At 72.8% G+C, this 26,861-nt stretch carries 23 protein-coding genes, 1 pseudogene and 1 riboswitch; of the genes and pseudogenes, 9 read left to right on the plus strand and 15 right to left on the minus strand.

The features are described from left to right. Positions 1–37: 37 nt before the first annotated feature. The 3 genes from C9F11_RS12025 to C9F11_RS12035 all read right to left on the minus strand — a co-directional run bounded on the left by C9F11_RS12025 (position 38) and on the right by C9F11_RS12035 (position 2,626). Complete coding sequence (locus tag C9F11_RS12025) at positions 38–1,234, minus strand: ArsA-related P-loop ATPase (protein WP_138959275.1); 1,197 nt, start codon at positions 1,232–1,234, stop codon at positions 38–40. A gap of 104 nt (positions 1,235–1,338) precedes the next feature. After that, positions 1,339–1,773, minus strand: a complete 435-nt coding sequence (locus tag C9F11_RS12030; protein WP_138959276.1) for an SRPBCC family protein — start codon at positions 1,771–1,773, stop codon at positions 1,339–1,341. An 82-nt stretch (positions 1,774–1,855) separates the two neighbouring features. Beyond that, positions 1,856–2,626 (minus strand): metallophosphoesterase, encoded by a 771-nt coding sequence (locus C9F11_RS12035; protein ID WP_138959277.1) that lies wholly within the window; start codon positions 2,624–2,626, stop codon positions 1,856–1,858. 332 nt (positions 2,627–2,958) lie between these two features. Between C9F11_RS12035 and C9F11_RS12040 the strand changes: the two genes are divergently transcribed. Beyond that, positions 2,959–4,755: an AMP-dependent synthetase/ligase gene (locus C9F11_RS12040; RefSeq protein ID WP_138959278.1), complete on the plus strand. Its 1,797-nt coding sequence runs from the start codon at positions 2,959–2,961 to the stop codon at positions 4,753–4,755. A gap of 137 nt (positions 4,756–4,892) precedes the next feature. Here C9F11_RS12040 and C9F11_RS12045 read toward each other — a convergent pair whose 3' ends face one another. Further along, the gene (locus tag C9F11_RS12045) at positions 4,893–6,035 is read right to left on the minus strand and encodes a glycosyltransferase family 4 protein (protein WP_138959279.1); all 1,143 of its coding nucleotides are present in this window, start codon (positions 6,033–6,035) and stop codon (positions 4,893–4,895) included. 97 nt (positions 6,036–6,132) lie between these two features. Here C9F11_RS12045 and C9F11_RS12050 point away from each other — a divergent pair, with 97 nt between their 5' ends. Continuing rightward, a complete protein-coding gene (locus C9F11_RS12050; protein ID WP_249401691.1) occupies positions 6,133–7,506 on the plus strand; it encodes a glycosyltransferase 87 family protein in 1,374 nt (457 codons plus the stop codon). Here the strand turns inward: C9F11_RS12050 and C9F11_RS12055 are convergent. The 5 genes from C9F11_RS12055 to C9F11_RS12075 form a co-directional block, all read right to left on the minus strand. After that, complete coding sequence (locus C9F11_RS12055; RefSeq protein ID WP_138959280.1) at positions 7,463–8,662, minus strand: hypothetical protein; 1,200 nt, start codon at positions 8,660–8,662, stop codon at positions 7,463–7,465. The two genes, C9F11_RS12050 and C9F11_RS12055, sit on opposite strands and share 44 nt — an antisense overlap. A 70-nt stretch (positions 8,663–8,732) precedes the next feature. Further along, on the minus strand, positions 8,733–9,770 hold the full coding sequence (locus tag C9F11_RS12060) for a C40 family peptidase (protein WP_138959281.1): 1,038 nt from the start codon (positions 9,768–9,770) through the stop codon (positions 8,733–8,735). 229 nt (positions 9,771–9,999) lie between these two features. Beyond that, positions 10,000–11,064 (minus strand): C40 family peptidase, encoded by a 1,065-nt coding sequence (locus C9F11_RS12065; RefSeq protein ID WP_138959282.1) that lies wholly within the window; start codon positions 11,062–11,064, stop codon positions 10,000–10,002. Between the two features lie 214 nt (positions 11,065–11,278). Beyond that, on the minus strand, positions 11,279–12,628 hold the full coding sequence (locus C9F11_RS12070) for an NYN domain-containing protein (protein ID WP_138959283.1): 1,350 nt from the start codon (positions 12,626–12,628) through the stop codon (positions 11,279–11,281). Positions 12,629–12,663: 35 nt separating this feature from the next. Further along, complete coding sequence (locus C9F11_RS12075; protein ID WP_138959284.1) at positions 12,664–12,903, minus strand: hypothetical protein; 240 nt, start codon at positions 12,901–12,903, stop codon at positions 12,664–12,666. Between the two features lie 165 nt (positions 12,904–13,068). Between C9F11_RS12075 and C9F11_RS12080 the strand changes: the two genes are divergently transcribed. The 7 genes and pseudogenes from C9F11_RS12080 (at position 13,069) to C9F11_RS12110 (ending at position 19,594) form a co-directional block, all read left to right on the plus strand. Beyond that, positions 13,069–13,800: a rhomboid family intramembrane serine protease gene (locus C9F11_RS12080; RefSeq protein WP_138959285.1), complete on the plus strand. Its 732-nt coding sequence runs from the start codon at positions 13,069–13,071 to the stop codon at positions 13,798–13,800. Beyond that, positions 13,797–14,078, plus strand: a complete 282-nt coding sequence (locus tag C9F11_RS12085; protein WP_055550052.1) for an Lrp/AsnC ligand binding domain-containing protein — start codon at positions 13,797–13,799, stop codon at positions 14,076–14,078. Before C9F11_RS12080 ends, C9F11_RS12085 begins: the two co-directional genes overlap by 4 nt. Before the next feature lie 97 nt (positions 14,079–14,175). Beyond that, entirely contained in the window at positions 14,176–14,541 is a 366-nt protein-coding gene (locus C9F11_RS12090) for a small secreted hydrophilic protein (protein ID WP_138959286.1), read from the plus strand. Further along, on the plus strand, positions 14,441–16,105 hold the full coding sequence (locus tag C9F11_RS12095; protein WP_249401692.1) for a HAMP domain-containing sensor histidine kinase: 1,665 nt from the start codon (positions 14,441–14,443) through the stop codon (positions 16,103–16,105). The genes C9F11_RS12090 and C9F11_RS12095 overlap by 101 nt, the downstream gene beginning before the upstream one ends. Beyond that, the gene (locus C9F11_RS12100) at positions 16,102–16,764 is read left to right on the plus strand and encodes a response regulator transcription factor (protein WP_138959287.1); all 663 of its coding nucleotides are present in this window, start codon (positions 16,102–16,104) and stop codon (positions 16,762–16,764) included. The genes C9F11_RS12095 and C9F11_RS12100 overlap by 4 nt, the downstream gene beginning before the upstream one ends. 132 nt (positions 16,765–16,896) lie before the next feature. Beyond that, positions 16,897–18,312: pseudogene (locus C9F11_RS12105) on the plus strand (SLC13 family permease). Between the two features lie 40 nt (positions 18,313–18,352). Continuing rightward, on the plus strand, positions 18,353–19,594 hold the full coding sequence (locus C9F11_RS12110) for a glycerate kinase (protein WP_138959288.1): 1,242 nt from the start codon (positions 18,353–18,355) through the stop codon (positions 19,592–19,594). Here the strand turns inward: C9F11_RS12110 and C9F11_RS12115 are convergent. The 6 genes from C9F11_RS12115 to C9F11_RS12140 form a co-directional block, all read right to left on the minus strand. Then, positions 19,528–20,946: an aminotransferase class V-fold PLP-dependent enzyme gene (locus tag C9F11_RS12115; RefSeq protein ID WP_138959289.1), complete on the minus strand. Its 1,419-nt coding sequence runs from the start codon at positions 20,944–20,946 to the stop codon at positions 19,528–19,530. The two genes, C9F11_RS12110 and C9F11_RS12115, sit on opposite strands and share 67 nt — an antisense overlap. Positions 20,947–21,120: 174 nt before the next feature. Beyond that, a riboswitch (SAM riboswitch) is annotated at positions 21,121–21,238 on the minus strand. A 157-nt stretch (positions 21,239–21,395) separates the two neighbouring features. After that, entirely contained in the window at positions 21,396–22,460 is a 1,065-nt protein-coding gene (trpD, locus tag C9F11_RS12120; protein WP_138959290.1) for an anthranilate phosphoribosyltransferase, read from the minus strand. A 156-nt stretch (positions 22,461–22,616) separates the two neighbouring features. Beyond that, positions 22,617–24,269, minus strand: a complete 1,653-nt coding sequence (locus C9F11_RS12125; RefSeq protein ID WP_138959291.1) for a ubiquinol-cytochrome c reductase cytochrome b subunit — start codon at positions 24,267–24,269, stop codon at positions 22,617–22,619. Beyond that, positions 24,266–25,318: a Rieske 2Fe-2S domain-containing protein gene (locus tag C9F11_RS12130; RefSeq protein WP_138959292.1), complete on the minus strand. Its 1,053-nt coding sequence runs from the start codon at positions 25,316–25,318 to the stop codon at positions 24,266–24,268. Before C9F11_RS12130 ends, C9F11_RS12125 begins: the two co-directional genes overlap by 4 nt. Continuing rightward, positions 25,315–26,124 (minus strand): cytochrome c, encoded by an 810-nt coding sequence (locus C9F11_RS12135; protein ID WP_138959293.1) that lies wholly within the window; start codon positions 26,122–26,124, stop codon positions 25,315–25,317. Before C9F11_RS12135 ends, C9F11_RS12130 begins: the two co-directional genes overlap by 4 nt. A gap of 101 nt (positions 26,125–26,225) precedes the next feature. After that, entirely contained in the window at positions 26,226–26,846 is a 621-nt protein-coding gene (locus C9F11_RS12140; RefSeq protein ID WP_138959294.1) for a heme-copper oxidase subunit III, read from the minus strand. Positions 26,847–26,861 lie beyond the last annotated feature (15 nt).

Below are 26,861 nucleotides of genomic sequence, written 5' to 3' on the forward strand. Positions count from 1 at the left end.
TCGTACTCTCGACGTTACCCGAATGGCGGTAAGGCGTTCACCGGGTCCGGGGCCACAGGTCCGGGTCGGGGGTGAAGCGGACGCGCAGGCAGCCGTCGCGCAGGCCCGCTCCGCTGACGGTGCAGCGGCGCAGCGCGGAGGGCAGCGAAACGATCCGGCGGAACGGGCCCGCGGTCAGCACCAGTTCGTCGCCGCGCCGCACCAGGCCGAGGTCGTCGCGGACGGCGCCGGGCAGCGGGACGGTCCAGATCAGCAGGGACTCCTCGGCGAGCGCGTCGGTGACGGGCCAGTCCAGGGGCGCGGGCGCGGGGCCCGGGGCCGCCGGACCCAGCGCGGTGAGGTCGTCGAGGCCGCGCGGGTCCTGGCCGAGGTGCGGAACGCGGTGCGTGGGGTGGGCGGCGCCCCACTCCGCCCGGGCGGCGTCCCACTCCGCCAGGGCCTTGTGCTGCTGGGCGCGGAGCGCGGCGAGCCAGGGGCTGTCGCCGCCGTCGGGCAGCACGCGGTTGGCGACGAGGCCGTCCAGGCGCAGGCCGTGCAGGGCGAGGCCGAGCGCGGTGCGGGCCACGGCGTCGACGGCGGCGGGGCCCGGTTCGACGACCAGGCGCACGCTGGTGCCCGGGGCGTCGAGCAGGCTCCGCGCGGCGGCGAGCCGGTCGTCCCAGCGGGCCGCGTTCTCGTACAGGGACGCGGCGGGCACGGGGACGCCCGCGAGCCGGCCGAGGACGGGGCGCAGCGCGCGGGCCGCCTGCCGCTCCGGGGGAAGGAGGCGGCGCAGATAGCGGCGCAGCTGTTCGGGCAGGGCGAGCAGCGCGAGGGCGCGGGGCGCGGCGGGCAGGTCGACGACGAGGGTGTCGTACGGGCCGTGCGCCCCCCGGGCGGCGTCGCGCAGGGCGCGCAGCAGGGCCAGCTCCTCGGCTCCCGGCAGCGGGGTCAGCTCCTCGCCGTCGAGCCGGTCGGCGCCGAGCAGGTCGAGGGCGGCGCCCGCGTGGTCCTGGAGGGCGAGCAGGTCGTCGCGGAAGGAGTCGTCCGGGGCGGGCCGCAGCGCCGTCAGGCCGTCGGTGACGGCCCGGGGGCGGGGGCCCGTGGGGGTGCCCAGGGCCGTGCCGAGGGTGTCCTGGGGGTCGGCGGAGAGCACCAGGGTGCGGGTGCCCGCGCGGGCGGCGGCGAGGGCGGTGGCCGCCGCCAGGGTGGTCCGCCCGGCGCCGCCGGGGCCGGTGATGAGGAGGGTGCGCATGGGTCTGTACGGGGCCTAACTGTCCGGTTGCTCGGCGCCTGGGCTGTGCCCACCCGTCCCGTCCCGCGGGACGATGGCCCGCGGCCGGGACCAGCAGAGCCGGACTACTTCGTCTCCACGCGCTGCTTCAGGCCCGCCAGGGCGCGGTCGATGATGACCTTCTCCGCCTTGCGCTTGATCATCCCGAGCATGGGGATCTTGACGTCGACGGTGAGCCGGTAGGTCACCTCGGTGCCGGTGCCCGCGGCCTTGAGGAGGTAGGAGCCCTCCAGGGAGCGCAGCATCTGGGACTTGACGAGGGTCCAGGAGACCTCGTGCTCGCCGGTCCAGGTGTAGGCGAGCGTCTGGTCGTCCTTGATCGCGCCCGCGTCCATGACGAGGCGGACCTGCTCGGCGCGGCCCGCGCCGTCCGTCGCCAGGACCTCGGCCTGCTTGACCTCTCCGGTCCATTCCGGATAGCGGGCGAAGTCGGCGATCACGCCCATGACGTCGGCCGGTGCCGCCTCGATCGTGATGCTCGAGCTGGTGTGTTCCGCCATCGCCGTGGCTCCTCCAGATGCGGTCCGGTACGGGGTGGTGTGTCTGCCGCGTGAAGGCTACCCCGGGCGCCGCGCGCGCTGGTCACCACTCCAGGGCCCAGGGCCGTCCGGCACTCGCGAAGTGTCCGACGTTCACGCACTCCGTCGACCCGATCCGCATCCTCCGGACGAGCGGCTGGTGGACGTGGCCGAAGAGGGAGTAGCGCGGCCGGGTCCTGCGGATGGCGGCGAGCAGGGCGCGGCTGCCGCGCTCGAAGCGGCGGGCCACGGTGTCGTAGACGAGCTCGGGGACCTCCGGCGGGATGTGCGTGCAGAGCACGTCCACCTCGCCGACGGCCTCGATCTTGGCGGCGTACTCCTCGTCGCTGATCTCGTACGGGGTGCGCATGGGGGTGCGCAGGCCGCCGCCGACGAAGCCGAAGACGCGGCCGCCGATCTCCACCCGCTCGCCGTCGAGGACGGTGGTGCCGGGCCCGGCGTATTCAGGCCAGAGACGCGGGATGTCGACATTGCCGTACGTGGCGTACGTCGGGGCGGGAAAGGCCGCGAAGAGTTCCGCGTACTGCTTGCGGACGGCGCTCTCCACGGCGGGGCCCCGGTCGATGCCCGCCCACAGGGACGCGCCGAACACGCGGGCCTCCTCGAAGCGGCGCGCGGTGCGCAGCTCGACCAGGCGGGTGGCGTTCTCCTTGCCGAACAGGTCGGGGAAGATGCCGCGCGCGTGATCCGCGTAGTCGAGGAAGAGCACGAGATCGCCCAGGCAGACCACGGCGTCGGCGCCGTCGCCCGCGCGGGCCAGATCCTTGGCGTTGCCGTGCACGTCACTGACCACATGGACCCGGAAACCTGGCATGCCGGTCACCCTAAGCCGCCCGGTGCGGGGCGGGACAGGGCGGGGTGAGGGGGCCGGGCGCGGCGGGGGACCTGCGGTTACTTCCGAGTCAGGAAGTGCGTGGCGTACTGTGCGGTTCAGACCACAACGTCGTGTGACGCACGGAACATCTGGCCCGGCCCCCCTACCGAACCAGCCATACCGGTGGGTAACGTCCGGGCAGTCCAGTAGCGCTCGGCACCTCGACGAACCCCCCGTAAGCCCCCCTTCGGCTGAGCGCCTGCCCGACCTTGGACCGCACCGTCGCATCGCACAACGTCGTGGCGTCGGCGCCCTATGTAGGAGCAGCAGTCTTGCGCGAGTTCAGCCTTCCGGCCCTGTACGAGGTCCCCGCGGACGGCAATCTGACCGACATCGTCCGCCGCAACGCCGCGCAGCATCCGGATGTCGCCGTCATCGGCCGCAAGGTGAACGGACGTTGGGAGGACGTCTCGGCGACGGCCTTCCTCGCCGAGGTGCGGGCCGCCGCCAAAGGGCTGATCGCGGCGGGCGTCGGGCCGGGCGACCGGGTGGGTCTGATGTCCCGTACGCGCTACGAGTGGACGCTGTTCGACTTCGCGATCTGGAGCGCGGGCGCGGTCACCGTGCCGGTGTACGAGACCAGCTCGGCCGAGCAGATCCAGTGGATCCTCGGCGACTCGGGCGCCGTGGCCTGCGTCGTCGAGTCGGACGCGCACGCGGCGGCCGTGGAGTCGGTGCGCGACCGGCTCCCGGCCCTGGCGCACGTGTGGCAGATCGACCGGGACGCCGTGGCGGAGCTGAACCGGACGGGCGCGGAGGTCTCCGACGCGGCCGTGGACGAGCGCAGCGCGGTCGCGGGCGCCGACGACCCGGCGACCATCGTCTACACCTCGGGCACCACGGGCCGCCCCAAGGGCTGCGTCCTCACCCACCGCAGCTTCTTCGCGGAGTGCGGCAACGTGGTGGAGCGGCTCAACCCGCTGTTCCGCACGGGCGAGTGTTCGGTGCTCCTGTTCCTGCCCGTCGCGCACGTCTTCGGCCGTCTGGTGGAGGTCGCCGCGCTGATGGCCCCCATCAAGCTGGGCCACGCCCCCGACATCAAGCACCTCACGGACGAACTGGCCGCGTTCCGGCCGACGTTGATCCTCGGGGTGCCGCGCGTCTTCGAGAAGGTCTACAACGGGGCGCGCGCCAAGGCCCAGGCCGACGGCAAGCTCAAGATCTTCGACAAGGCCGCGGACACGGCGATCGCCTACAGCCGCGCGCTCGACGCCCCGGGCGGCCCCTCGCTCGGCCTGCGGCTGAAGCACAAGCTCTTCGACAAGCTCGTCTTCAGCAAGCTGCGGGCCGTCCTCGGCGGGCGCGGCGAGTACGCCATCTCCGGCGGCGCCCCGCTCGGCGAGCGCCTCGGCCACTTCTTCCGCGGCATCGGCTTCACCGTTCTGGAGGGCTACGGCCTCACCGAGTCCTGCGCGGCCACCGCCTTCAACCCCTGGGACCGGCAGAAGATCGGTACGGTCGGGCAGCCGCTGCCCGGCTCGGTCGTCCGCATCGCCGACGACGGCGAGGTGCTGCTGCACGGCGAGCACCTGTTCAAGGAGTACTGGAACAACGAGGGTGCCACCGAGGAGGCCCTCGCGGACGGGTGGTTCCACACCGGGGACATCGGCACGCTCGACGAGGACGGGTATCTGCGGATCACCGGCCGCAAGAAGGAGATCATCGTGACGGCGGGCGGCAAGAACGTCGCGCCCGCCGTCATCGAGGACCGCATCCGCGCGCACGCGCTCGTCGCCGAGTGCATGGTCGTCGGGGACGGGCGGCCGTTCGTGGCCGCGCTCGTCACGCTCGACGAGGAGTTCCTCGGCCGGTGGGCCCAGGAGAACGGGAAGCCCGCCGGGGCCACGGCGGCCTCGCTGCGGGAGGATCCCGAGCTGCTCGCCGCGGTCCAGCGGGCCGTGGACGACGGCAACGCGGCGGTCTCCAAGGCGGAGTCGGTGCGCAAGTTCCGGGTCCTGTCCGCGCAGTTCACGGAGGACTCCGGGCACCTCACGCCGTCCCTGAAGCTGAAGCGCAACGTGGTGGCGAAGGACTACGCCGACGAGATCGAGGCGCTGTACCGGGGGTAGCCCGCGCGGGTTCATCGGCGCTTCGCGCCTCGTCCTCAAGCGCCGGACGGGCTGAACGTCTCCGGCTCGGGCCGTGACCATCCAGCCCGTCCGGCGTTTGAGGACGAGGCCGCAGGCCGATCAAGGCGAAGCCAGGGCTACAGCAGGTCCCGCAGCCGCTCCGCCAGGAGGTCCCAGCGCCAGCGCTCCTCGACCCAGGCGCGGCCCCGCTCCCCCATCCGCCGGCGCAGCTCCGCGTCGCCGAGCAGGGGCAGGATCCGCTCGGCCGCGGCCTCGGGGGACCCGCCCCTGACGACCCAGCCGGTCTCCCCGTCGAGGACGGCGTCCGGTGCCCCGCCGGAGTCCCCGGCGACGACCGGCAGGCCCGTGGCGGAGGCCTCCAGATAGACGATGCCGAGGCCCTCGACGTCGAGCCCGCCGCGGCGGGTACGGCAGGGCATGGCGAAGACGTCCCCGGCGCCGTAGTGCGCGGGCAGCTCGGCCCACGGCACGGCCCCGGTGAACACCACGGAGTCCGCGACCCGCGTCTCGGCGGCGAGCTTGCGCAGCTCCTTCTCGTACGGCCCGCCGCCCACGATCAGCAGCACCGCGTCGGGCTCGGCGGCGAGGATCCGGGGCATGGCGAGGATCAGGGTGTCCTGCCCCTTGCGGGGGACGAGCCGGGACACGCAGACCACGACGGGGCGGTCGGTGAGGCCGAGGCGCGCCCGCACCGCGGCGCCGCCCGAGCCGGGGTGGAAGGTCTTCTCGTCGACGCCGGGCGGCAGTTGGACCATGCGCGCGGCCGCGGCGGGCGTCAGCGCGGCGGCGATGCGCGAGCGCGTGTACTCGCCCAGGTAGGTGAGGGTGTCCGTGGACTCGCCGATGCGGCGCAGGAGCTGACGGGACGCGGGCAGCCGGGCCCAGCCCGCCTCGTGCCCGTGCGTGGTCGCGACCAGGCGCCGGGCCCCCGCCTTGCGCAGGGCGGGCGCCATCAGGCCGAGCGGTGCCGCCGCGCCGAACCACACCGACGTACAGCCGTGTTCGCGCAGCAGCGAGACGGCGCGCTGCGTGACGCGGGGCGTGGGCAGCAGCATCGTCGTCCGGTCGCGGACGACCGTGAAGGGCTGCTCGGCGTCGAAGGCGGCGGTGGCCTCGGCGCCCTCGCGGCCGCGCTTCCAGGTGGAGGCGTAGACGACTAGCTCGGCCGGGTCGAGCCGCAGCGCCATGTTGTGCAGGAACGCCTGGATGCCACCGGGCCTGGGCGGGAAGTCGTTCGTGACGATCAGGGTCTTGTGCATCGCGGCTGACAGTACCGGCCGGGCGCCCCCGCGCGTCGCACGGCCCCGCCTCACACGACCCCGCCCCCGGTCCGGGCATCATGACCGACGAATAGGAATGAAGTACTGGAAAACGGGCGAGGTGCGCATGGCGGGCACGAGCACGAGCACGGCCGCGGGGCAGGACACGGAGACGAGCACGGGTGCGAGCACGCTCGCGGACCCGGCACCCGCACCCGCACCCGCACCCGCACCCGCACCGCGGACCGGTGTCCACGAGCTGGGGCTCCTGGCCGTCTGGATCCTGACCAGGGCCGTGCTCCTGCTGTGCGTCTTCCGGGTGATCGTGACGCCGGGCCCCGACGTCACCAGCGACGTCACGTTCATCTACCAGGGCTGGTACGACGTCCTGCGCACCGGCACGTTCCCGCTCGACGACGTCACCTGGCAGTACCCGCCCGCCGCGGCGCTCGCGGTGCTCGGTCCCGGGCTGCTGCCGTTCCTCAGCTATCCCGCCGCGTTCTTCCTCCTGTCGTTCGCGGCGGACGCGGTGGTGACGGGCCTGCTGGCGCACGCGGGCGGACGGCCGGGCCGCACGCCGCGCGGCGTGTGGGTGTGGACGGCGGGCGTGGCGCTGCTCGGCCCGACCGCCTACGCCCGGTACGACCTGATGGTGACGGCGCTCGCGGTCGCCGCCCTGCTGGCGGGCGCGCGCCGGGCCCGCGCGGCGGGAGCCGTCGCCGGGCTCGGCGCGCTGGTGAAGGTGTGGCCGGTGCTGCTGCTCGTGGGCGCCCCGCGCGGAGCCGCGACGCGGCGCTCCTGGGGCGCGGCGGCGGCCACGGCGGCCGCGGTCGCGCTGGTGTCCGTGGTGGCGATGCCGGGCGCCTTCGCGTTCCTGGCCTTCCAGCGCGACCGGGGCACGGAGGTGGAGTCCCTCGGCGCGCTCGTCTTCCACGTCGCGCGCCACCTGGGCTGGCAGGGCACCGTGCAGCTCAACTACGGCTCGGTGGAGTTCCTCGGCCCCTACGTACCCGTGGTGAGCACGGGCGCGCAGGTCCTGTCGGTGGCGGCCCTCGGCTGGCTGCTGCTGTGGCGGGCGCGGGCCCGCGCCTGGTCGGTGACCACCCCGGCGGACGCGGCCTTCGCGGCGGTGCTGCTCTTCACCACGACGAGCCGGGTGATCAGCCCGCAGTACCTGGTGTGGCTGGTGGGGGTCGCGGCGGTGTGCCTGGCGTACCGGGACAGCCGGATGGCCGTGCCCGCCCGGCTCGTGCTGCTCGCCACGCTCGTGACGTTCCTGGAGTTCCCCGTGTGGTTCGCGCACGTGGTGGCGAGCGACGCGCTCGGCGTGACGCTGCTCGTCGTGCGCAACGGCCTGCTCGTGGCGGCGGCGTTCCTCGCCTGCCGGACGCTGTGGCGGCAGACGGTCGTCAAGGCCGCCCCCGCGCTCAGCCCAGCTGCCGCCGCAGGTAGTCCCGCCAGCGCGCGGTGAAGTCCTCGGTGCTGACGCCCAGGACGTCCCGCAGCTCCTTCTCCACCGCGCCCGCGCGCTCGTCGTGGGCGCCGACGGCCGCGTAGAACTCCACGAGCTTCCGCTCGCCCCACTTCTCGACGATCATCCGGCAGGCCAGCCAGGACCCCTCGTACGCCCGGGAGAGGCGGTTCGCGTCGCCGCTGAAGCCGAAGTCGGCGTCCTCGGGCAGGACCGCGGGCAGCGAGCCGTCCACGACCGCGCGGCGCAGCTCGGGGGCGGCCTGCTCGGGCGCGCGGCCCGTGCCCCGGTAGCCGACCCAGTCCGCGAAGCCCTCGGAGAGCCACAGCGGGGTGGCCCGTGAGGTGTCGGCGCGGGTGGCGACGTGCGTGGCCTCGTGCGTGAGGACGACCTGTTTACCGAGGTCGCCGAGGACTCCGTACGCGTCGGGGTTGATGATGATCCGGTCCGCGGGCGCCCGGCCCGAGCCGCCCGCCTCGCCCGTGGTGACCGCGGCGATGCCCTGGTAGCCGGAGGCGGGCGCGCCCAGCAGGTCGGCCATGCCGTTCAGGGACCTGGGGACGAGCACCACGACCCGGCCCGCCCACGGGCGCGGCCAGGCGGCGCTCACGTCGGGCACCGCGTCGTCGGCGAGCCGCGCGTACCGCCTGAGGTCCGCGCGCTCCCTGCCGACGCCGAGGACCAGGCTGTGGGTGCCGCGCACGGACTCCACGCGGCCCTGGTCCCAGAGCTGCTCGGCGGCCTTGCGCGCGGGCCGCTCGGAGCCCACGGACCAGCGGCCGTCGCGCTCGCGCAGGACCAGCGTGCGGTCGACGCCGAGCGGCGCCCGGTCGTAGCCCGCGACGCGGTAGCGCAGCTCGGCGGTGACGGTGGCGCGCGCCCCGTCGCGGTCGAAGTCCTTGAGGCGGTACGACCACGACCTCAGCGGCAGCTCACGGACGTTGTCGAACGTGGTGACCGGGCCGCCCGTGGCCCGGTAGGCCCGCTCGTCGCGGTCGAGCACCGCCGCCGCGCGCCGCTCCAGGAGCTCCCGCACCCCGTCGGGCACGGTGTCCGCGGGCTCGGGGCCGCCGCAGCCCGCGAACGCGAGGGGGGCGAGCACCGCGAGACCGACTCCCGCCGCCCGCACTCCACGTCCACGCCGTCGACCAGCCACGTTGTCGATCGTACGGGGGCGGGGCGCGCGGCCCCCGGCGGACGGCGGGTCACCCGCGCAATCGCGTCACTCAGACCCGGGTCACGGACGACACCGGCATCATCCCCACCGGGTCGTAGCGCACCGCGGCGCCCGGGTAGGGCGCGTGCACGACCTGGCCGTTGCCCACGTACATCCCGACGTGGCTGGCGTCGTCGCGGTAGGTGACCAGGTCACCGGGTTGCGCCTGGGAGAGCGGGACCTGCGTCCCGGCGTAGCGCTGCGCCTGCGAGGTGCGCGGCAGGCCGACGCCGGCCTGCGCGTACGACCACTGGGTGAGGCCCGAACAGTCGAAGCCGGAGGGGCCGTTGGCGCCCCACACGTAGGGCTTGCCGACCGCCGAGCGGGCCGCGGCGATGGCGGCGGCCGCGCGCGAGGACGCCGGTGCCCCGGCGCTCGCGAGGTCGGGCCGCGACGAGCCGCCGTCCGTCGAGCGCGAGGACCTGTCGTACGCCTCGCGCTGCGTCGCCGAGAGGGAGTTGAGCAGCCGCCGCGCCTTGGCCAGTTTCTCCTCGACGGTGCGCTTGTGGCGGGCCACGGTCGTGCGGCTCTTCTCCAGTTCGGCCAGTTTGCGCCCCGCCTCGGTGCGCTCCTGGGCGAGGGCGCGCTGGGCGCGCTGGAGCTTGGTGAGGTGGCCGGTCTGGCGGGCGCTGAGGCGGTCCAGGGCCGAGGCCTTGTCCAGATAGGCGTCCGGGTCGGAGGAGAGCATGAGGGCGAGCGAGGGGTCGATGCCGCCCGAGCGGTACTGGGCCTCGGCGAGCGTGCCGAGCGTGCCGCGCATCTCGTTGATGCGCTCCTGGCCGCGGGCGACCTTGTCCTTGGACCGCTCGACCTGGCGGCGCAGCGTGTCCGCGCGCTCGTCGGCCTTGTTGAACGCCTCCGTCGCCTGCTCGGCCTGCTCGTAGAGCCGGTCGACCTTGGCCTTTGTCGCGGCCGGCGGGTCGGCGGGGGCGGCGCTCGCGGGCACCGCGAAGGCCGCGGCCGCGGTGGCGGCGGACAGCACGGTGACGGTGGCGGCGCGTGCGCTCCGGTCGAGGCCGGTGACTGCGGGACGGCGATGGGACCCCACGGGTAGCCGCTCTCCCTTCCGCTGGACGGACCCCCGCGGACGCGGGAGCCGTACCCCGGTTGTCGGGGAACGCGCGCGACAGTAGCCGCGTGATCAGGTCGCGACCAACGACCTCCGGTGCCTACGCACGGTGACGCCCCGCCTCAGACGCAGGTCATCGGCGGGGCGCGGGGTCACTGGAAGGTGGCGGAATTCGCCCGATTGGGCGGTGCCGCTACGGCCGTCGGGGTCAGATGCGGACGCCGAACTGGAACGGCATGTTGTTGATCGACTCGTAGCGCACCACGGCGCCGGTGCGCGGGGCGTGCAGCACCTGGCCGTTGCCCGCGTAGAAGCCGACGTGGTGCAGGTCGCCGTAGAAGATGACCAGGTCACCGACCTTGAGGTCGCTCTGCGACGCGATGCGGGTGCCGAAGCTGGCCTGGGCCTGCGAGGTCCGGGGTATGGAGACGTCGGCCTGGGCGTAGGCCCAGGAGGTGAGGCCGGAGCAGTCGAAGGAGCTGGGGCCGCTGGCGCCGTAGACGTACGGCGAGCCGATCTTGCTCTGCGCGGCGGCGTACGCGGCCATCGTGCGGCTCGAACCCTTGACGCCGCCCTGGGGCGCCTTGGTCTTGGGTGCGTCGGCCGTGTCCGAGGCCTTGCGCTCGGCGTCGCGGCTCGCGCGGTCCTCCTTGGCCTTGAGGGCGGCGCGCTCCTTGGCGGACAGCGTGTTGAGCAGGCGCTGCGCCTCGCCGAGCTTGCCCTGGACCTCGCGCTTCTTCTTGCCGAGCTCCTCGCGCGTGGTGGCGAGGTCGGCGAGCTTGTCGGAGGCCTCCTTGCGCTGCTGCGCGAGGGTGCGCTGCTTCGCCTGGATCTTCTTGAGCGCCTCGGCCTGCTTGGTGCTCAGCTGGTCGAGCGCGGAGGCCTTGTCCAGGTAGCTGTCCGGGTCGGCGGAGAGGAACAGCTGCAGGGAGGGGTCGATGCCGCCGGAGCGGTACTGCGCGCTGGCGAGCGAACCGAGGCCGCCGCGCAGGTCGTTGAGGTCGTCCTGGCCGCGGGCGACCTTGTCCTGGAGGCGGTCGACCTGCTTCTCCAGCTTCTGCTGCTTCTCCTTGGCGCCGTTGAACTTCTCGGACGCCTTCTCCGCCTCTTCGTAGAGCTTGTCGACCTTGGACTTCACCTCGTCCTTGCTCGGCTTCTCGCTCGGTGCGGCGTTGGCCGCCTGCGAGGTGAGCGCCACGGCCGCCGCGGCGGTCGCGGTGAGCACGGTCACGCGGGCGCGGCCCGGCTGCTTGAGACGACGGTGGGAAGCCACGAAGGCGGCTCCTTCGATGAGTGATCAACAGAGCGGAGGTCTGGCCGCGACCCTAGTGACCCCGTTGTGATCAGATCAAATCCTGACCGCGAAAAATTCGGTCAACGAGCGTTTTCTTTACAGTTGATCGACGGACCGTAGCGGTCAGTTGACGCTCCGTCGCATGCGGCAACGGTCCAATTCAGGCATAGGGAACGTGAGTTACGGATCCCGGCTAGCCGCGCGTAAGCCGCTTCAGGAGCACCACGGACGCCACCGGCCGCGCCCCGGCCTTGGCGATGCCGTCGGCCACCTCGCGGTCGGTCGAGGCGACGATCACCGGCCGCCCCGGCGGCTCGGCGCGCACGAGCTGACGGATCAGCTCGTCGGCCGTGACACCCGGCTTCGAGAAGAGCACCCGTACCCCGCGCGGCGGCGCGAGCAGCACCGGCGCGGCCAGCTCGGCGCCGTCGAAGACGCAGGTGACCTCGGCCCCGGTCTGCAGCGCGAGCTGCGAGAGCGAGCCGAGCAGGCGCAGCCGCTGCTTGTCCAGGGGCATCGTGGGATAGCCGGTCTTGGTGACGTTGTAGCCGTCGACGACCAGATGCGCCTGGGGCAGCGCGAGCAACTGGTCCAGGATCGCCGGGTCGTTCTCGGACAGGGCGCGGGCCGCGATGTCCTTGGGCGTCATGCGGCCGGGCTCGACGGCGTCCACGGTCTCGGCGGGGCGCACCGACACCGGCGGCAGCGCGAGTTCGCGGCGCAGCCCCTGGGCCGCGTCGAGCACGGTGTCGAGCAGCAGGCGCACCCGCATGTCCTCGACGCTGCGGCCCTCGCGCGCGGCCCTGCGGGTGGCCTCAAGGGCCGCCTCCGCCTCGCTGAGGCGGGCCTTCAGGCGCCGGGTCTCGCTGTCACTGGCCGAAAGCTGCGTCTGCCCCTCGGCACGCGCGGCCTCGGCGTCGGCGGTGACCTTGCGCAGGGCCGCCTCGCCGCGCTTGACGTCGCTGAGTGCCCCGCGCAGCTTGCGGTGCATCGATTCGGCTTCCTTCTTCGCCGCGTCCAGCTCCGCGCGCAGCCGCTCGGTCTCGGCCTTGGTGTGGGCGCGGGCGGCGGCGAGTTCCGCGCGCAGCCGCTCCAGCTCGGCCCGGGTCTCCTCGTCGGCGCGCTCGGCGTCCGCCCGCTGGGCCTCCTCGCCCGCGGCGGTGACGAGCTTCACCCAGCCGGTGGGGCGCAGCACATAGGCGGCGGCCGCCACGTCCAGCGGGTCGGCGGCGGGCGGGGGCGTGCCCGCGTCCAGGGCCGCGGTCAGCTCGGGCTGGGCCTCGCGGAGGCGTTCGCCGATGCGCTGGCGGAACACCGGGTCGCCCTCCAGGGCCGCGGCCATGGCGTTGCCCGCGAACTTCACGCGCCGGGTGGGCGTGAAGCGCGCGTACTGCCGCAGCTGCGGCGGCAGTTCTCCCACCGTGAGGCCGCCGAAGCCGTCCGACACGATCTGTACGACCGCCCGCCGCACGCCGTCGGGCAGCGGACGGTCGAGCACCTCGGCGGCGCCGTCCTCCGGCGTTCCGCCCGCGCTCTCCACCATCGGTCACCCCACTAGCTGTGCGGGGCCCGCTCCCTTCAGGAGCCGGCCCCGGGCCTGTCCACGAGTTCCACCTGGTCCACCGCGTTGCACCAGCGGCAGCGGACCGACTCGATGGTCTCACTGACCACCTCGCGTTCCTCGACGTTCGGCTCTCCGGCCAGGTCGAGGTGCACATATTCGACGACCTTCGAGGAGCGGGTCACATCGAACCGCGTGAGGTTGCCGCAGAGCGTGCAGCGCCATCGGGTGGTGTCGGTCGGCAGGGGAACCGTCATCGTGACGTTCGCTTTCCTTCAGGAGGCCGTGATGCGTATTTCCCGTAACCCTAAGGCCTGCGTAAGGACCACCGCGCGCACCTGCGGAGGCTGCCCGTCCTGTACCCCCCACGACCCGGGCGAGGCGGTCTGTACCGTTTGGCTCGCTTACGCCATGCTCTGTGCATGATCAACACGTGGGGCGTGGCGACGGTCCGCGCGCTCAGGCGCCCGACCGCCCCGGTGACGTGCGCGCTGATCGCCGTCTGCTGCGTCGTCTTCGTCCTGTCCCCGCTGTCCGGACTCAACCCCTCGTACGGCACGGGCGACCGGCTCATCGCCGCCCAGCAGGCCTACTTCGAACGCTGGGGGGTGGTACCCGTCGAACTCCTCAGCGGCAAGCCCCGTGCCGCTCTCACCCCCCTGACGGCCCTCTTCGTGCACGGCAGCTGGCTGCACCTCCTGGGCAACATGCTGTTCCTGTACGTGTTCGGCGTGATGGTCGAGGAACGCATGGGCCACCTCCGGTACGCGTTCTTCGCCGTGTGCTGCGGCTGTCTCGCCCTGTTCGGCTACGCCGTCGCGCACGCGGGGTCCGGGCAGACCCTCGTCGGTGCGTCCGGGGCGATCTCCGCCGTGCTCGGCGCCTTTCTCCATCTCTTCCCGAAGGCGCGCGTCACCAGCCTCTTCCCGTTCCTGTTCTTCCTGCCGCTGCGGTTCCCGGCCTGGGTGGTGCTGCCGTTCTGGGTGGCGCTGCAGTGGGTGGCGGCGGGGCAGCAGCGACAGGGGCCCGGTGTGGCCTATCTGGCGCACCTGGTGGGGTTTTCGCTCGGTTTTGTCCTCGCCTGGGTGTGCTGTCGGCGGGGGACTAGAGTGAAAGCCTCAGGACCGGCCACCGAGGGAGACAGCCAGCCGTGATCACCGCGATCGTGCTCATCAAGACCAGCGTCGACCGGATCCCGGAGATCGCCGAGTCGATCGCCGCCCTCGACTGCGTCAGCGAGGTCTTCTCGGTGACGGGCACGTACGACCTGATCGCCATGGTCCGGGTGGCCCGCCACGACGACCTGGCCGACGTCATCCCCGGCCGGATCAGCAAGATCCCGGGCGTCGAGGGGACGGACACGCACGTCGCCTTCCGCACGTACTCGCAGCACGACCTGGAGGCCGCGTTCGCGATCGGCCTCGACTCCTAGCGCCGGACCGCGCCGGATGGGGGCTTCCGCGCCGGATGAGGGTTTCTTCATCCCCGGCTCATCCAGATGACGCGGTACGCCCCGCACGCTCGCTGCCATGGTCTTCTCCCACCGCATGGCGGCGCTCGCGGCCGTCGTGGCGATCCCCCTCGGCATCGCCGCGACCAGCTACGCCCTGACGGACTCCCCCGCCGAGCCGAAGGTCCCGCCCAAGGTGGAGCTGGAGAGCGGCTCCCCGTCGGGCACGCCCACCGGGCCGCAGCCCACCCCCGGCGACCAGGTCGTCGACCGGCCTCCGGTCAGCGAGAGCTCCGAGGAGAGCGGGAACGGCAAGGGCGGCGCGGGGGCCACAGGGGACACGGATGACGATGACGACGACCGGGGCTCCGGATCCGGCGGACCCGGGCGGCCGGGCGACGATGCCGACGACACCGACGACGACGGGCCGGGCGACGACGGCTGACCCGCGTGCCTCCCCCGACCCGCGTGACCCCCGCGACACCCATGAGCCGCCCGGCTCCCCCGGATCCCCCGACTCCCAGGGCTCCCAGGGCTCCCAGGGCTCCCAGGGAGGCGACTCCCGCGGGGCCGTGCGCCGGCGCATCTCGGCGCGCGTCCGCATCCTGCTGTGGCTGCTCGTGGTGATGGCGGTCGCGTTCGCCGCCGTCGCCGCGACCACCCGCTCGATCCTGCTGCGCGACGTCGACCACCGCGTGAACCGGCTGCTCACCCAGGAGACCGGGGAGTTCACGCACTTCGTGGACGGGGGCGTCGACCCGGAGACCGGCGCGGGCTTCACCGACCCGCGCCGCCTCCTCGAAGTCTTCCTGGAGCGGCAGTACGCCGACCCGGGCGAGGAGCTGATCGGGCTCGTCCACCGCCCCGGCCAGGGCCCCGCCCAGCTCACCCAGGCCCGTGAGCTGTCCGTCGCGCACCCGCTGCACCGCGACCCCGCGGCCCGTCGCCAGATCTTCGCCGCGCAGGGCTCCACCGGCACCCTCGACCGGCCGTCCGGCGAGCTGCGCTGGGCCAAGGTCGAGGTGGCCCCGCACGGCGGCGAGCCGGAGGCCGCCTTCGTCGTCGCCTTCCACCCGGGCGGCGAACAGGCCAGGGCGGACGACGTGTTCCGCATCCTCCTCGCCATCTCCGGCGTCGCGCTGCTGCTCACGACCGGCATCGGCTGGGTCGTGGCCGGGCGCATCCTCAAGCCGGTCCGTCTGGTGCGCACCGCCGCCGCCCAGCTGACCGAGCAGGACCTGACCCGGCGCATCCCGGTGCGCGGGCGCGACGACGTCGCCGCGCTCGCCGAGACGTTCAACGGCATGCTGGACCGCCTGGAGCGGGCCTTCGCCGCGCAGCGCGAGTTCGTCGACGACGCCGGGCACGAGCTGCGCACCCCGATCACCATCGTCCGCGGCCATCTGGAGCTCATGGGCGACGATCCGGCCGAGCGCGAGGAGACCGTGCGCCTGGTCACCGACGAACTGGACCGGATGAGCCGCATCGTCGAGGACCTGCTGCTGCTCGCCAAGGCCGAGCGCCCGGACTTCATCACCCCGGAGCCGGTGCGGCTCGCCGAGCTCACCGCCGACGTCTTCGTCAAGGCCCGCACGCTCGGCGAGCGCCACTGGGAGCTGGCCGAGGTCGCCGACCGCGAGGCCGTCCTCGACCCGCAGCGCATCACCCAGGCCATGGTGCAGCTCGCGCAGAACGCCGTGCAGCACACCACGCGCGGCGAACGCATCCGCGTGGGCTCCCGCGTCGCGGGCCCGCGCATCGAACTGTACGTGGCCGACAGCGGCCCCGGCGTCCAGGCCCAGGACGCCGACGTCATCTTCGAGCGCTTCCGGCGCGGCACGTCCCGGCGCGGCGCCCGCACCAGCGGCGCGGGCCTCGGCCTGGCCATCGTCCGGGCGATCGCCGAGGCCCACGGCGGCCGGGTCGGCCTCGGCGCCACCGAGGGCGGCGGCGCCACCTTCACCCTCACCCTGGACCTCGTACGCCCCCTGGAAGAGGTACGCACGTGAACCGCATCCTCATCGTCGAGGACGAGGAACGCATCGCCTCCTTCGTCGAGAAGGGCCTGCGCGCCAACGGCTTCACCACCACCGTGGTCGGCGACGGCGACGCGGCCTACGAGTACGCCCTCACCGGCGGCTTCGACCTGGTCGTCCTGGACATCGGGCTGCCCGGCCGCGACGGCTTCACCGTCCTGCGCGAACTGCGCGAGGCCCGGGTGACGGTGCCGGTGATCGTGCTCACCGCCCGGGACTCCGTGCGGGACACGGTGGCCGGTCTGGAGGGCGGCGCCGACGACTGGATGACCAAGCCGTTCCGCTTCGAGGAACTCCTCGCCCGGGTGCGCCTCAGGCTGCGCACGGCGGCGCGCGCGCCGGAGGTGACGGTCCTCAGGTCGGGCACGCTCTCCCTCGACCTGCGCACCCGCAGGGCCCGCTCCGGGGAGCGGACGGTGGATCTGACGGCCCGTGAGTTCGTGCTCCTGGAGCTGTTCCTGAGGCACCCGGGGCAGGTGCTCGCCCGCGAACAGATCCTGTCCCACGTGTGGGGCTACGACTTCGACCCCGGCTCCAACATCGTGGACGTCTACGTACGGGCGCTGCGCAAGAAGCTGGGCGCGGAACGCCTGGAGACGGTGCGCGGGATGGGGTACCGGCTGCCCGCCTGAGCCGTGCCGCCCGAGCCGTGCCGCCGGGGCGGTAGCACCCGCGCGCCCGTGCCGGTGGCGGGGGCGCGCTCGGTGAAGTTTCCTTCATGTGCGGCTCATTGAGGGCTCACCGCGCCCCGCGACGCTGGACGCGTGACAGCGACACCGCGGCAACTGATCCTCCTGTGCCTGGCCCTGAGCCTGTGCGCGCTCCTCGCCGTCCCCGGCACCTTCGCGGGGCTGAGCGGCGACGCCCGGCTCACGCTCGCCGTGTTCGCGCTCGCCACCTGCGCCTGGATCGGCACGCCCATCGACGACACGTACATCGCGCTCGGCGCGGGGCTCGCCCTCACCGCCACCGGCGTGATCAGCAGCGACACCCTCTTCGGCACCCTCGGGGACGCCACCGTGTGGCTGCTGATCTGCGCGTTCGTGCTCGCCGCCGCCGTGGCGCGCAGCGGGCTCGCGGGGCGTGCGGCGGCGTTCCTGGTCAGCGGGGCGCGCAGCGTGCGGCAGCTGACCCATCTGACGACCGCCGCACTCGTGGTCACGGCGTTCGCGGTGCCCGCCACCTCCGGCCGGGCCGCGCTCGCGCTGCCCGTCTTCCTGGCCCTCTCCAAGGTCCTCGCCGACCGCGGGCGCCTGGTCGTGATGCTGGCGCTGCTCTTCCCGACCGTCATCCTGCTGTCCGCGGTCGCGACCCTGATCGGGGCCGGAGCGCATCTGATCACGGTGTCCGTCCTGTGGGAGAGCACCGGGCAGGAGATCGGCTTCACGAAGTGGCTGCTGCTCGGCCTGCCGCTCGCGGTCGTCTCGTCCCACCTCGCCGCCGAGGCCGTGCTCCTGACGACCACGCGCCGCGCGGACCGCGCGGGCCCGGTCGCGATCACCGCCGAGGACATCCAGGCGCACAGCGACCGCCCGGTGACCGGGCCCTGGGATCCCGCGGAGACGCGCTGCGCGCTGCTGCTCGCCACGGTGGTCGCGCTGTGGTGCAGCGAGCCGCTGCACCGGGTCCCGCCCGCGGTGGTCGCGCTGATCGGCGCGGTCGTGGCGGCCTCGCCCGCGCTCGGCACCGTCCGCCTCAAGGACGCCCTGAAGACCGTGCCGTGGTCGCTGCTGCTCTTCATGGCCGCGACGATGGCGATGGGCGTGGCGCTCGCCGACTCGGGCGCGGCGACGTGACTCGTGACGGGGCTTCCCGTCGACGTGCCGCCCTGGCTCTTCCTCGCCGTCGTCGTCGCGGTCAGCACGGCGGCCCACCTGGTCCTGCAGTCCCGCTCGGCCCGCTCGTCGGTCCTCGTCCCGCTGGTCGTGGCCGCCGCCCTCGGCGCGGGCGTGAACCCGGTCGCCGCGGCCCTCGCGTCCACGGCCGCCGCGGGCTTCTGCCACACCCTGCCCGCCTCCGCGAAGCCGGTCACCCTCTTCGCCGAGGTCCCAGGCACCCCCACCTACACCCCGCGCGACCTGCTGCGCCTCTCCGCCGTCCTGGCCCCGCTCACGGCCGCCCTCGTCCTGCTGTTCGCCCTCGCGGTGTGGCCGCTGCTCGGCGTGCCCGTCAGCCGCTGAGCCCCGCCCCGCCCCGCCCCGCCCTCAAGGAGTACGTCCCGTGCCGCACACGCCCCCCGCGCCGTCCTCGCTCCGCCGTGTCGCCATCGCCCCCAGCGGCTTCAAGGAGTCCCTGTCCGCCCAGTCCGCCGCCGAGGCCATCGCACAGGGCGTCCGGCGCGTCCTGCCCGCCGCCGAGGTCGACCTGATCCCGCTCGTGGACGGCGGCGAGGGCACCGCCCAGGCGCTCGCCGCGGCCGCGGGCGGGCGGCTCGTCGCGCTGCCCGCCACCGGCCCGCTCGGCGAGCGCATCGGCACCCACTTCGCGCTCCTCGACTCGGGCACCGCCGTGGTGGAGATGGCGGCCGCGGCGGGCCTGCGCCTGGTGCCGCGCGAGCTGCGCGACCCCGGCGCCACCACGACGTACGGCGTGGGCGAGCTGATCCGCGCCGCGCTCGACACGGGCGCCCGCCGCATCCTGGTGGGCTGCGGCGACTCGGGCACCTCGGACGGCGGCGCGGGCGCGCTGCAGGCCCTCGGCGTGCGGCTCCTGGACGCCGACGGCTGGGAACTGCCGCAGGGCGGCCGGGAGCTGCCGCGCCTGCACCGCGTCGACGCCTCCGCCGCCGACCCGCGCCTCGCCGAGGCCGAGCTGCTCGTCGCCTGCAACCAGCACAACGTCCTGTGCGGCGAGCAGGGCGTGGCCCGCGTCTTCGGCCCGCAGAAGGGCGCGACCCCGGCCCAGGTCGAGGAGCTCGCCGCGGGCCTGGAGCGCTGGGCGTACGTCCTCACCCGCGATCTCGACGTCGGCGCCGATCTGTTCCACGGCCCCGGCACCGGTGCGTCCGGCGGCCTCGGCGCGGGCCTCGCCGCGCTCGGCGCCCGGCTCCTGCCGCGCTTCGACGTGCTCCTCGACCACCTCGACCTGGACGCCCGCCTGGCCCGCGCCGACCTGGTCGTCACCGCCGAGGGCGCCCTCGACCGGCAGACGCCGCGCGGCAAGGTCCCGGCCGAAGTGGCCCGCCGCGCCAAGCGGTTCGGCCGCCCGGTGCTCGCCCTCGCGGGCACCATCGGCGACGGGGCGCACCTGGTGCGGGCGGCGGGCGTGGACGCCTACAGCGCGATCCTGCCCGCCCCCGTCACGCTCACCGAGGCGCTCGGCCGGGGCGGGGAGTTCCTCACCGACGCCACCGAACGGGCCCTGCGGATGATCCTGCTCGGCTCGCGCCTGCCGGGTCAGGCCGCGGTGGCCGCCGTGTCGGCGCCGGTGTCGGGCACGCAGCGCCCGTCCTCGGTGCGGTAGCTCCACCGCGCGCCGTCGCTGACCAGCTCCTTGACGGCCCGTACGAACCGCTCGACGTGCTCGTCCGGGGTGCCCGCGCCGAAGCTCACACGGATCGCGTTCAACGACCGCTCGCCGGGGGCGGCCTCCGGGGCGCCGCACTCGCCGGGCTCGTCCGGGGCGCTGCCGAGGAGCGTGCGCACCAGCGGGTGCGCGCAGAAGAGTCCGTCGCGCACGCCGATGCCGTACTCGGCGGACAGCGCGGCCGCGAAGTGCGAGCTGTTCCAGCCGTCGACCACGAAGGAGATGACCCCGACGCGGGGCGCGTCGTCGCCGAACAGCGAGAGCACCCGCACCTCGGGCACCTCGGCGAGCCCCTCGCGCACCTTCTGGATGAGCTGCCGCTCCCGCGCGACCAGGGAGTCGAACCCGGCCTCGGTCAGGGCCTTGCAGGCGGCGGCGATGGAGTAGGCGCCGATGACGTTCGGCGAGCCCGCCTCGTGCCGGGCGGCCGTGTCGTGCCACTCGACGTCCACTCCCCCGTCGGCGCGCCGCGTCACCGTGCGCGAGGCACCGCCGCCGGCGAGGTAGGGCTCGGCCTCGCCCAGCCAGTCGGCCCGCCCGGCGAGCACCCCGGAGCCGAAGGGCGCGTACAGCTTGTGCCCGGAGAAGGCGATCCAGTCGACGTCCAACTCGGCGATGTCCACGGGGTGGTGGGGCGCGAGCTGCGCGGCGTCGAGGACGATGCGGGCGCCGTGGGCGTGCGCGGCGGCGGCCAGCTCGCGCACCGGCCACAGCTCACCGGTGACGTTCGAGGCACCGGTCACGCACACCAGGGCGGGCCCGTAGGGGTCCCGGTCGGCGAGCGCGCGCTCCAGGGTGCGCACCGCCTCGCCGGGCGTACGGGGGGCGTTCAGATACGTGACGCGCGCGTCGCGCCACGGCAGGAGCGAGGCGTGGTGCTCGGTCTCGAAGACGAAGACCTGGCAGTCGGCGGGCAGGGCGGCGGCGAGCAGGTTCAGCGAGTCCGTCGTGGACCGGGTGAAGACCACCTGGTCGCCCTCCCGGCAGCCGAGGAACTCGGCCACCGTCCTGCGGGAGTTCTCGAACAGGTCGGTCGACAGCTGCGACAGGTACCCGGCGCCGCGGTGCACGCTGCCGTAGTACGGCGCGTACGCGGCCACGTCGTCCCACACCCGCTGCAGCGCCGGGGCGCTCGCCGCGTAGTCGAGGGCCGCGTACGTCACCTCGCCGCCGGTGACGAGGGGCACGGTGACGTCGCGGCCGAGCACGGGCAGCGGCTCGGCGCAGCAGGGGTCGGCGGACTCGGCGGCGGCGGTGGCGGTGGCGGTGGCAGCGGTGGAGGCAGACATGGCGAACTCCCGTAAGAGGCAGGCGAGATCACTGTGCGGACAACGGTCGACGGGACCGGTCAACGGCACAGGAGAAGAAGTAAGGGGGTACGGAGAACGGGGCCTTCGGCCCTATCGCATTCGCTGGCTCACGAGACTGCTCCCTCGACGACCAGGACCCCTGGTGACGCGAGGGGTCCGCGCTTGCGGTGAACCTTGCTGTTCACCGCCTGGTCTTCACCCGGGGCACCCCGCCACGGACGGAGGGTTGCCGGACAGCGGGCCGGGGCCGTAGTCGCTGTCACTCATGACCTGCGCAGCATCTTGCCACACGATCTTGCAAGCGCAACACCGCCGTCCACGATCCGGACCGGCGGGCCCCGTCAACCGGGCTGGGTTGAGGTGCCCCGAAGGGGCGCGGGGAGCTGCGCGCTGAGCGCGCAGCTCCCCGCGCCCCTTACGGGCGGGGCTCAGGCGTTGCTGGCGGCTACCCAGCGCGCCAGCGCCGCCTTCGCCGCGCCGGAATCGATGGCGTCGGCCGCCTTGGCCATCCCCGCGTGGATCTGCTCCGCGAGCGGGCCCTCGCCCGGCTCCAGGGCGACGAGCGCCGCCGCGGCGTTCAGCAGCACCGCGTCCCGCACGGGACCGGTCTCGCCGTCCAGGAGCCGCCGTGCGACCTCCGCGTTGTAGGAGGCGTCGGCGCCCCGGAGGGCCTCGACGGGCACCAGGTCGACACCGACGTCGCGCGGGTCGAAGGCCTCCTCGCGGACGCCGCCGTCGCGCACCACCCACACCCGGGAGGCGGCCGTGGTGGTCAGCTCGTCCAGGCCGTCGTCGCCGCGGAAGACGAGCGCGGAGGAGCCGCGCTCGGCGAGCACGCCCGCGAGGATCGGCGCCATCCGCGCGTCCGCGACACCGGTGGCCTGGGCCCGGACCTTCGCCGGGTTGGTCAGCGGGCCGAGGAAGTTGAACGTGGTGCGGATGCCGAGCTCGCGCCGCGCGGGGGCCACGTGGCGCAGCGCCGGGTGGAACTTCACCGCGAAGCAGAAGGTGATCCCGGCCTCGTCGGCGACCTCGCGCACCCGCTGCGGCGTCAGCTCCAGATTGACGCCGAGCTTCTCCAGGACGTCGGAGGCGCCGGACGCGCTGGAGGCCGCCCGGTTGCCGTGCTTGACGACCTTCGCGCCGGTCCCGGCGACGACGATCGCGGACATGGTGGAGATGTTGACGGTCTTGGCGCCGTCGCCGCCGGTGCCGACGATGTCGACGCTCGGTCCGGGTACGTCGATGACGTGCGCGTGCGCGTACATGGCGCGGACGAGACCGGAGATCTCCTCGACGGTCTCCCCCTTGGCGCGCAGCGCGACGGCGAAGCCCGCGATCTGCGCGTCGGTCGCCTCGCCGCGCATGATGCGGTCCATCGCCCAGGCCGTGTCGTCGGCGCTCTGGTCGCGGCCGTCGAGCAGTCCGTTCAGCACGTCGGGCCAGGAACGGGCCGCCGCGGTGTCGCCTCCTGCGGGGGTCACAGCGCTCATGGCCGCTCCTGTGTGTTCGTCTGTGTGCGTCGAGGGGGTCCGTCCCGCCTCCGCGGGTGCCCCCACCCTATCCAGCCCGGGGACGGCGAAGAGCCCCGTCCAGCACCTGGACGGGGCTCTTGCCGTGGCGACCTGCAACGGTCTGGGACCTAAGGGTCAGTGGTGGCCGTGGCCGCTCGTGATCTCCTTGTACTCGTCGACCGTCGGCTTCGGGATCTGGCCGTCCTCGCCGTACATGCCCTTGGACAGCTTCGCCCGCAGCTTCTGCGAGCCCGTCACCTTGCGCTCGACGCCGTTCTCGTCGACCGTCGGGCCGATCTCGAGCGGCTTGTACTGCTCGTGCGCGGTGAGGGTGTGCAGCTGGTCCTGGTCGAGCGGCTCGTGCACCTCGATGAACTCACCGTGCGGCAGGCGCTTGATGATGCCGGACTCGCGCCCGTGCAGCACCTTGTCCTTGTCGCGGCGCTGGAGGCCCAGGCAGATCCGCTTGGTGACGACGAACGCGATGACCGGTCCGACGAAGAAGAAGATCCGGACGAACCAGGTGATGGCGTTGATCGACAGGTGGAAGTGCGTGGCCCACAGGTCGTTGCCGCCACCGACCAGCATGATCATGTACGCGGTGACCCAGGCGACACCGAACGCGGTCCGCGTCGGGGCGTTGCGCGGGCGGTCCAGGATGTGGTGCTCGCGCTTGTCGCCGGTGACCCAGGACTCGATGAACGGGTAGACGGCGATGGCCGCGAGGACCAGCGGGAAGATGACCAGCGGGATGAACACGCCGAGGACCAGCGTGTGGCCCCAGAGGTTGATCTCCCAGCCCGGCATGACACGGATCAGACCCTCGGCGAAGCCCATGTACCAGTCGGGCTGGGCGCCGGTGGACACCTGGTCCGGGCGGTACGGGCCGATGGCCCAGATCGGGTTGATCGAGGCGATCGCCGCGACGGCCGCGATGACACCGAAGACCAGGAAGAAGAAGCCTCCGGCCTTGGCCATGTAGACCGGAAGGAGCGGCATGCCGACGACGTTCTTGTTGGTCTTTCCGGGGCCCGCGAACTGCGTGTGCTTGTGGTAGAAGACCAGGATCAGGTGCGCCACCACGAGGCCGAGCATGATGCCCGGCAGCAGCAGGATGTGCACCGAGTAGAACCGCGCGACGAAGTCACCGCCGGGGAACTCCCCGCCGAAGAGGAACATCGACAGGTACGTGCCCACGATCGGCACGGACAGGACCGCGCCCTGCATGAAGCGGACACCGGTGCCGGAGAGCAGGTCGTCGGGCAGCGAGTAACCGGTGAAGCCGGTGAACATGCCGAGGACGAACAGCAGGAAGCCGAACAGCCAGTTGACCTCACGCGGCTTGCGGAACGCACCCGTGAAGAACACGCGCATCATGTGCACGAACATGCCGGCGAGGAAGATCAGCGCCGCCCAGTGGTGGATCTGCCGGATCAGCAGACCACCGCGCACATCGAAGGAGATGTGCATGGTCGAGTTGAACGCCTCGGACATCAGCTGGCCCTGCAGGGGCACGTAGCTGCCGTGGTACTCCACCTCGTTCATCGACGGGTGGAAGAACAGCGTCAGGTACACACCCGTGAGGATGATGATGATGAAGCTGTAGAGGCAGATCTCACCGAGCATGAAGGACCAGTGGTCCGGGAAGATCTTGCGCATGTTGGCCTTGGCCAGGGAGTAGATCCCAAGGCGGCCGTCGGCCCAGTCCGCGACCCGCTCACCGGCGGGCGCTTTCTTGCGTGAATCGGTCGACGGGGCCGCCGTCGCCGTGGTGTTCTCGGTGCTCATCCGCGCTCCCAGAAGGCAGGACCGACGGGCTCTTCGAAGTCGCCGTGCGCCTCGAGGTAGCCCTCCTCGTTCACGCCGATCTTCAGCTGCGGAAGGGCGTGACCGGCGGGGCCGAAGATGACTCGGGCGCCGTCGGAGAGGTCGAAGGTGGACTGGTGGCACGGGCAGAGGACGTGGTGCGTCTGCTGCTCGTACAGGGAGATCGGGCAGCCCACATGGGTGCAGATCTTGGAGTACGCGACGATGCCCTCGTGCGACCACGCCAGCTCGCGCTTGTCCTTGATGTCGTCGGGCTGGAGCCGGACGATCATCAGGGCGGCCTTGGCGATCTGGGTCTGGAAGTCGTGGTCGTGCTCCTCCAGGCCCTCCGGCTTGGCGAAGGTGAGCGAGCCGACGGCGACGTCGGAGGGACGCAGCGGCTCGTTCGTGTTCATGTTCACGAGCAGCTTGCCCTTGGACCACAGGGTGTGCCGCAGCTTGTCCTCCGGCAGCGGACCGAGGTCACGCAGCAGGACGACACCGGACAGCGGGACCAGGGTCAGCGCGCCGAACATGGTGTTGCGGATCAGCTTGCGCCGGCCGAGCTGGGACTCCTTCGCGCCCTCCGCGAAGTCCGCCATGACCTTGGCCTTGACCTCGGGCTCGGCCTCGATCGCGTGCCGCTCGTCGGCGACCTCGACGTCGGACATCAGGGTGCGGGCCCAGTGGACCGCGCCCGCGCCGATGCAGAACAGCGCCACGCCGAGGGTCATGCCGAGCGCGAAGTTCAGCGCGCTGATGTGCCCGATCGGCCAGATGTAGACGTTCTTGTCGACCGGGAACGCCACGTACGAGGCGATGAAGCCGACGGTCGCCAGCATCGAGATCGTGAAGAGCATCGCGACCGTGCGCTCGGAGCGCCGGGCGGCCTTCTCGTCGATGTCCTGGACGCGGTGCTCGTGCGGCGGCAGGCCCGGGTCCGCGAAGGGGTCCTCGGCGACGGCCACCGCGCCGTGCGCGGACTCCTGCTCGCTGGGCAGGTTCTCTTCTGGGGTTTCTTGGCTACTCATGACTTCTTGGCCTTTGCGGTCCGGGCGGCGACCCACACGGCGACCGCGATCAGCGCGCCGAGGCCGAAGATCCAGGCGAAGAGGCCTTCGCTGACCGGTCCGAGACCGCCCAGCTTGAGACCGCCGGGGCTCTCGGTCTTCTCGCTGTTGACCGCGTCGATGTACGCGATGATTTCCTTCTTGTTCTTCTCCGGCATGGTCGTGTCGGGGAAGGAAGGCATGTTCTGCGGGCCGGTCTGCATGGCCTCGTAGATGTGCTTCTTGCTGACGCCTTCGAGGCTCGGCGCGAACTTGCCGTGGGTCAGCGCGCCACCCTCACCGGTGAAGTTGTGGCACTGGGCACAGTTGGTGCGGAACAGCTCGCCGCCCTTGGCGATGTCGGCGCCCTTCGGGTCGACCTGCTTCTCGGTCGGGACGGAGGGGCCGGCGCCGAGCGAGGCGACGTACGCGGCCAGCTGGTCGATCTGGGCCTGGCTGTAGATGACCTTCTTCTTCGGCGCCTGGGCGCCCTGCTGCTGCAGCGGCATGCGGCCGGTGCCGACCTGGAAGTCGACAGCGGCAGCGCCCACGCCGACCAGGCTCGGGCCGTCGGACGAGCCCTGACCGCCGGTTCCGTGGCAGCTGGAGCAGCCCACGGCATAGAGCTTCTTGCCCTCGTCGATGGCGAGGGACTGAGCGGTTTCGTCGGCCTGCGCCTTGTCCGCCGGCGCGAACGCGGCGTACAGCCCCCCGGTGGCCGCCAGCGCGAGGAGTAGGACGACGACCGCCGCCAGCGGATGGCGTCGTCGTGCGGAGAGCTTTTTCACGGATTACCCCGGTGTCAGGATCTTCTGCGTCGATGCTTCTGGAATGTGTCGGTACGTCGGGCTCTGCGGGCGACGCGGTGCCGCCCCGACCCCGGCGCCGACTACTTGATCATGTAGATCGTGGCGAAGAGGCCGATCCAGACGACATCGACGAAGTGCCAGTAGTAGGACACGACGATGGCGGCGGTCGCCTGCTCGTGGGTGAACCTCCTGGCCGCGTACGTACGGCCGAGGACCAGCAGGAAGGCGATGAGACCGCCCGTCACATGCAGTCCGTGGAAGCCGGTGGTCAGGTAGAAGACCGAGCCGTACGGGTCGGACGAGAGCGAAAGGCCCTCGTGCTTGACCAGCTCGGTGTACTCGAAGACCTGGCCGCCGATGAAGATCGCACCCATGATGAAGGTGACGATGAACCACATCCGGAGCTTCTTCACGTCACCGCGCTCGGCGGCGAACACGCCGAGCTGACAGGTGAGAGAGGAAAGCACCAGGATCGTGGTGTTGGTCGCCGAGAACGGGAAGTTCAGGGCATCGGCCATTTCCTTCCAGTGGTCGGGACCGGTCACCGATCGCAGGGTGAAGTACATCGCGAAGAGGGCCGCGAAGAACATCAGCTCGGAACTCAGCCAGATGATGGTTCCGACGCTGGTGAGGTTCGGTCGATTGACCGGCGGGTGCGCGTGCCCGGTGTCTACTGTCGTTGCTGTCGCCACGACCGACATTATGTCGGTCGCTTA

The sequence above is a fragment of the Streptomyces sp. YIM 121038 genome (assembly GCF_006088715.1).
Classification (GTDB): Bacteria; Actinomycetota; Actinomycetes; order Streptomycetales; family Streptomycetaceae; genus Streptomyces.

Bases quoted from the DNA above. Each gene is read 5' to 3' on its own strand.
- C9F11_RS12130 (WP_138959292.1), bottom strand. From the start codon at position 25,318: ATGAGTAGCCAAGAAACCCCAGAAGAGAACCTGCCCAGCGAGCAGGAG.
- C9F11_RS12025 (WP_138959275.1), bottom strand. From the start codon at position 1,234: ATGCGCACCCTCCTCATCACCGGCCCCGGCGGCGCCGGGCGGACCACC.
- C9F11_RS12045 (WP_138959279.1), bottom strand. From the start codon at position 6,035: ATGCACAAGACCCTGATCGTCACGAACGACTTCCCGCCCAGGCCCGGT.
- C9F11_RS12075 (WP_138959284.1), bottom strand. From the start codon at position 12,903: ATGACGGTTCCCCTGCCGACCGACACCACCCGATGGCGCTGCACGCTC.
- C9F11_RS12095 (WP_249401692.1), top strand. From the start codon at position 14,441: ATGACGATGACGACGACCGGGGCTCCGGATCCGGCGGACCCGGGCGGC.
- C9F11_RS12080 (WP_138959285.1), top strand. From the start codon at position 13,069: ATGATCAACACGTGGGGCGTGGCGACGGTCCGCGCGCTCAGGCGCCCG.
- C9F11_RS12140 (WP_138959294.1), bottom strand. From the start codon at position 26,846: ATGTCGGTCGTGGCGACAGCAACGACAGTAGACACCGGGCACGCGCAC.
- C9F11_RS12090 (WP_138959286.1), top strand. From the start codon at position 14,176: ATGGTCTTCTCCCACCGCATGGCGGCGCTCGCGGCCGTCGTGGCGATC.
- C9F11_RS12030 (WP_138959276.1), bottom strand. From the start codon at position 1,773: ATGGCGGAACACACCAGCTCGAGCATCACGATCGAGGCGGCACCGGCC.
- C9F11_RS12115 (WP_138959289.1), bottom strand. From the start codon at position 20,946: ATGTCTGCCTCCACCGCTGCCACCGCCACCGCCACCGCCGCCGCCGAG.
- C9F11_RS12050 (WP_249401691.1), top strand. From the start codon at position 6,133: ATGAAGTACTGGAAAACGGGCGAGGTGCGCATGGCGGGCACGAGCACG.
- trpD (WP_138959290.1), bottom strand. From the start codon at position 22,460: ATGAGCGCTGTGACCCCCGCAGGAGGCGACACCGCGGCGGCCCGTTCC.
- C9F11_RS12035 (WP_138959277.1), bottom strand. From the start codon at position 2,626: ATGCCAGGTTTCCGGGTCCATGTGGTCAGTGACGTGCACGGCAACGCC.
- C9F11_RS12070 (WP_138959283.1), bottom strand. From the start codon at position 12,628: ATGGTGGAGAGCGCGGGCGGAACGCCGGAGGACGGCGCCGCCGAGGTG.
- C9F11_RS12125 (WP_138959291.1), bottom strand. From the start codon at position 24,269: ATGAGCACCGAGAACACCACGGCGACGGCGGCCCCGTCGACCGATTCA.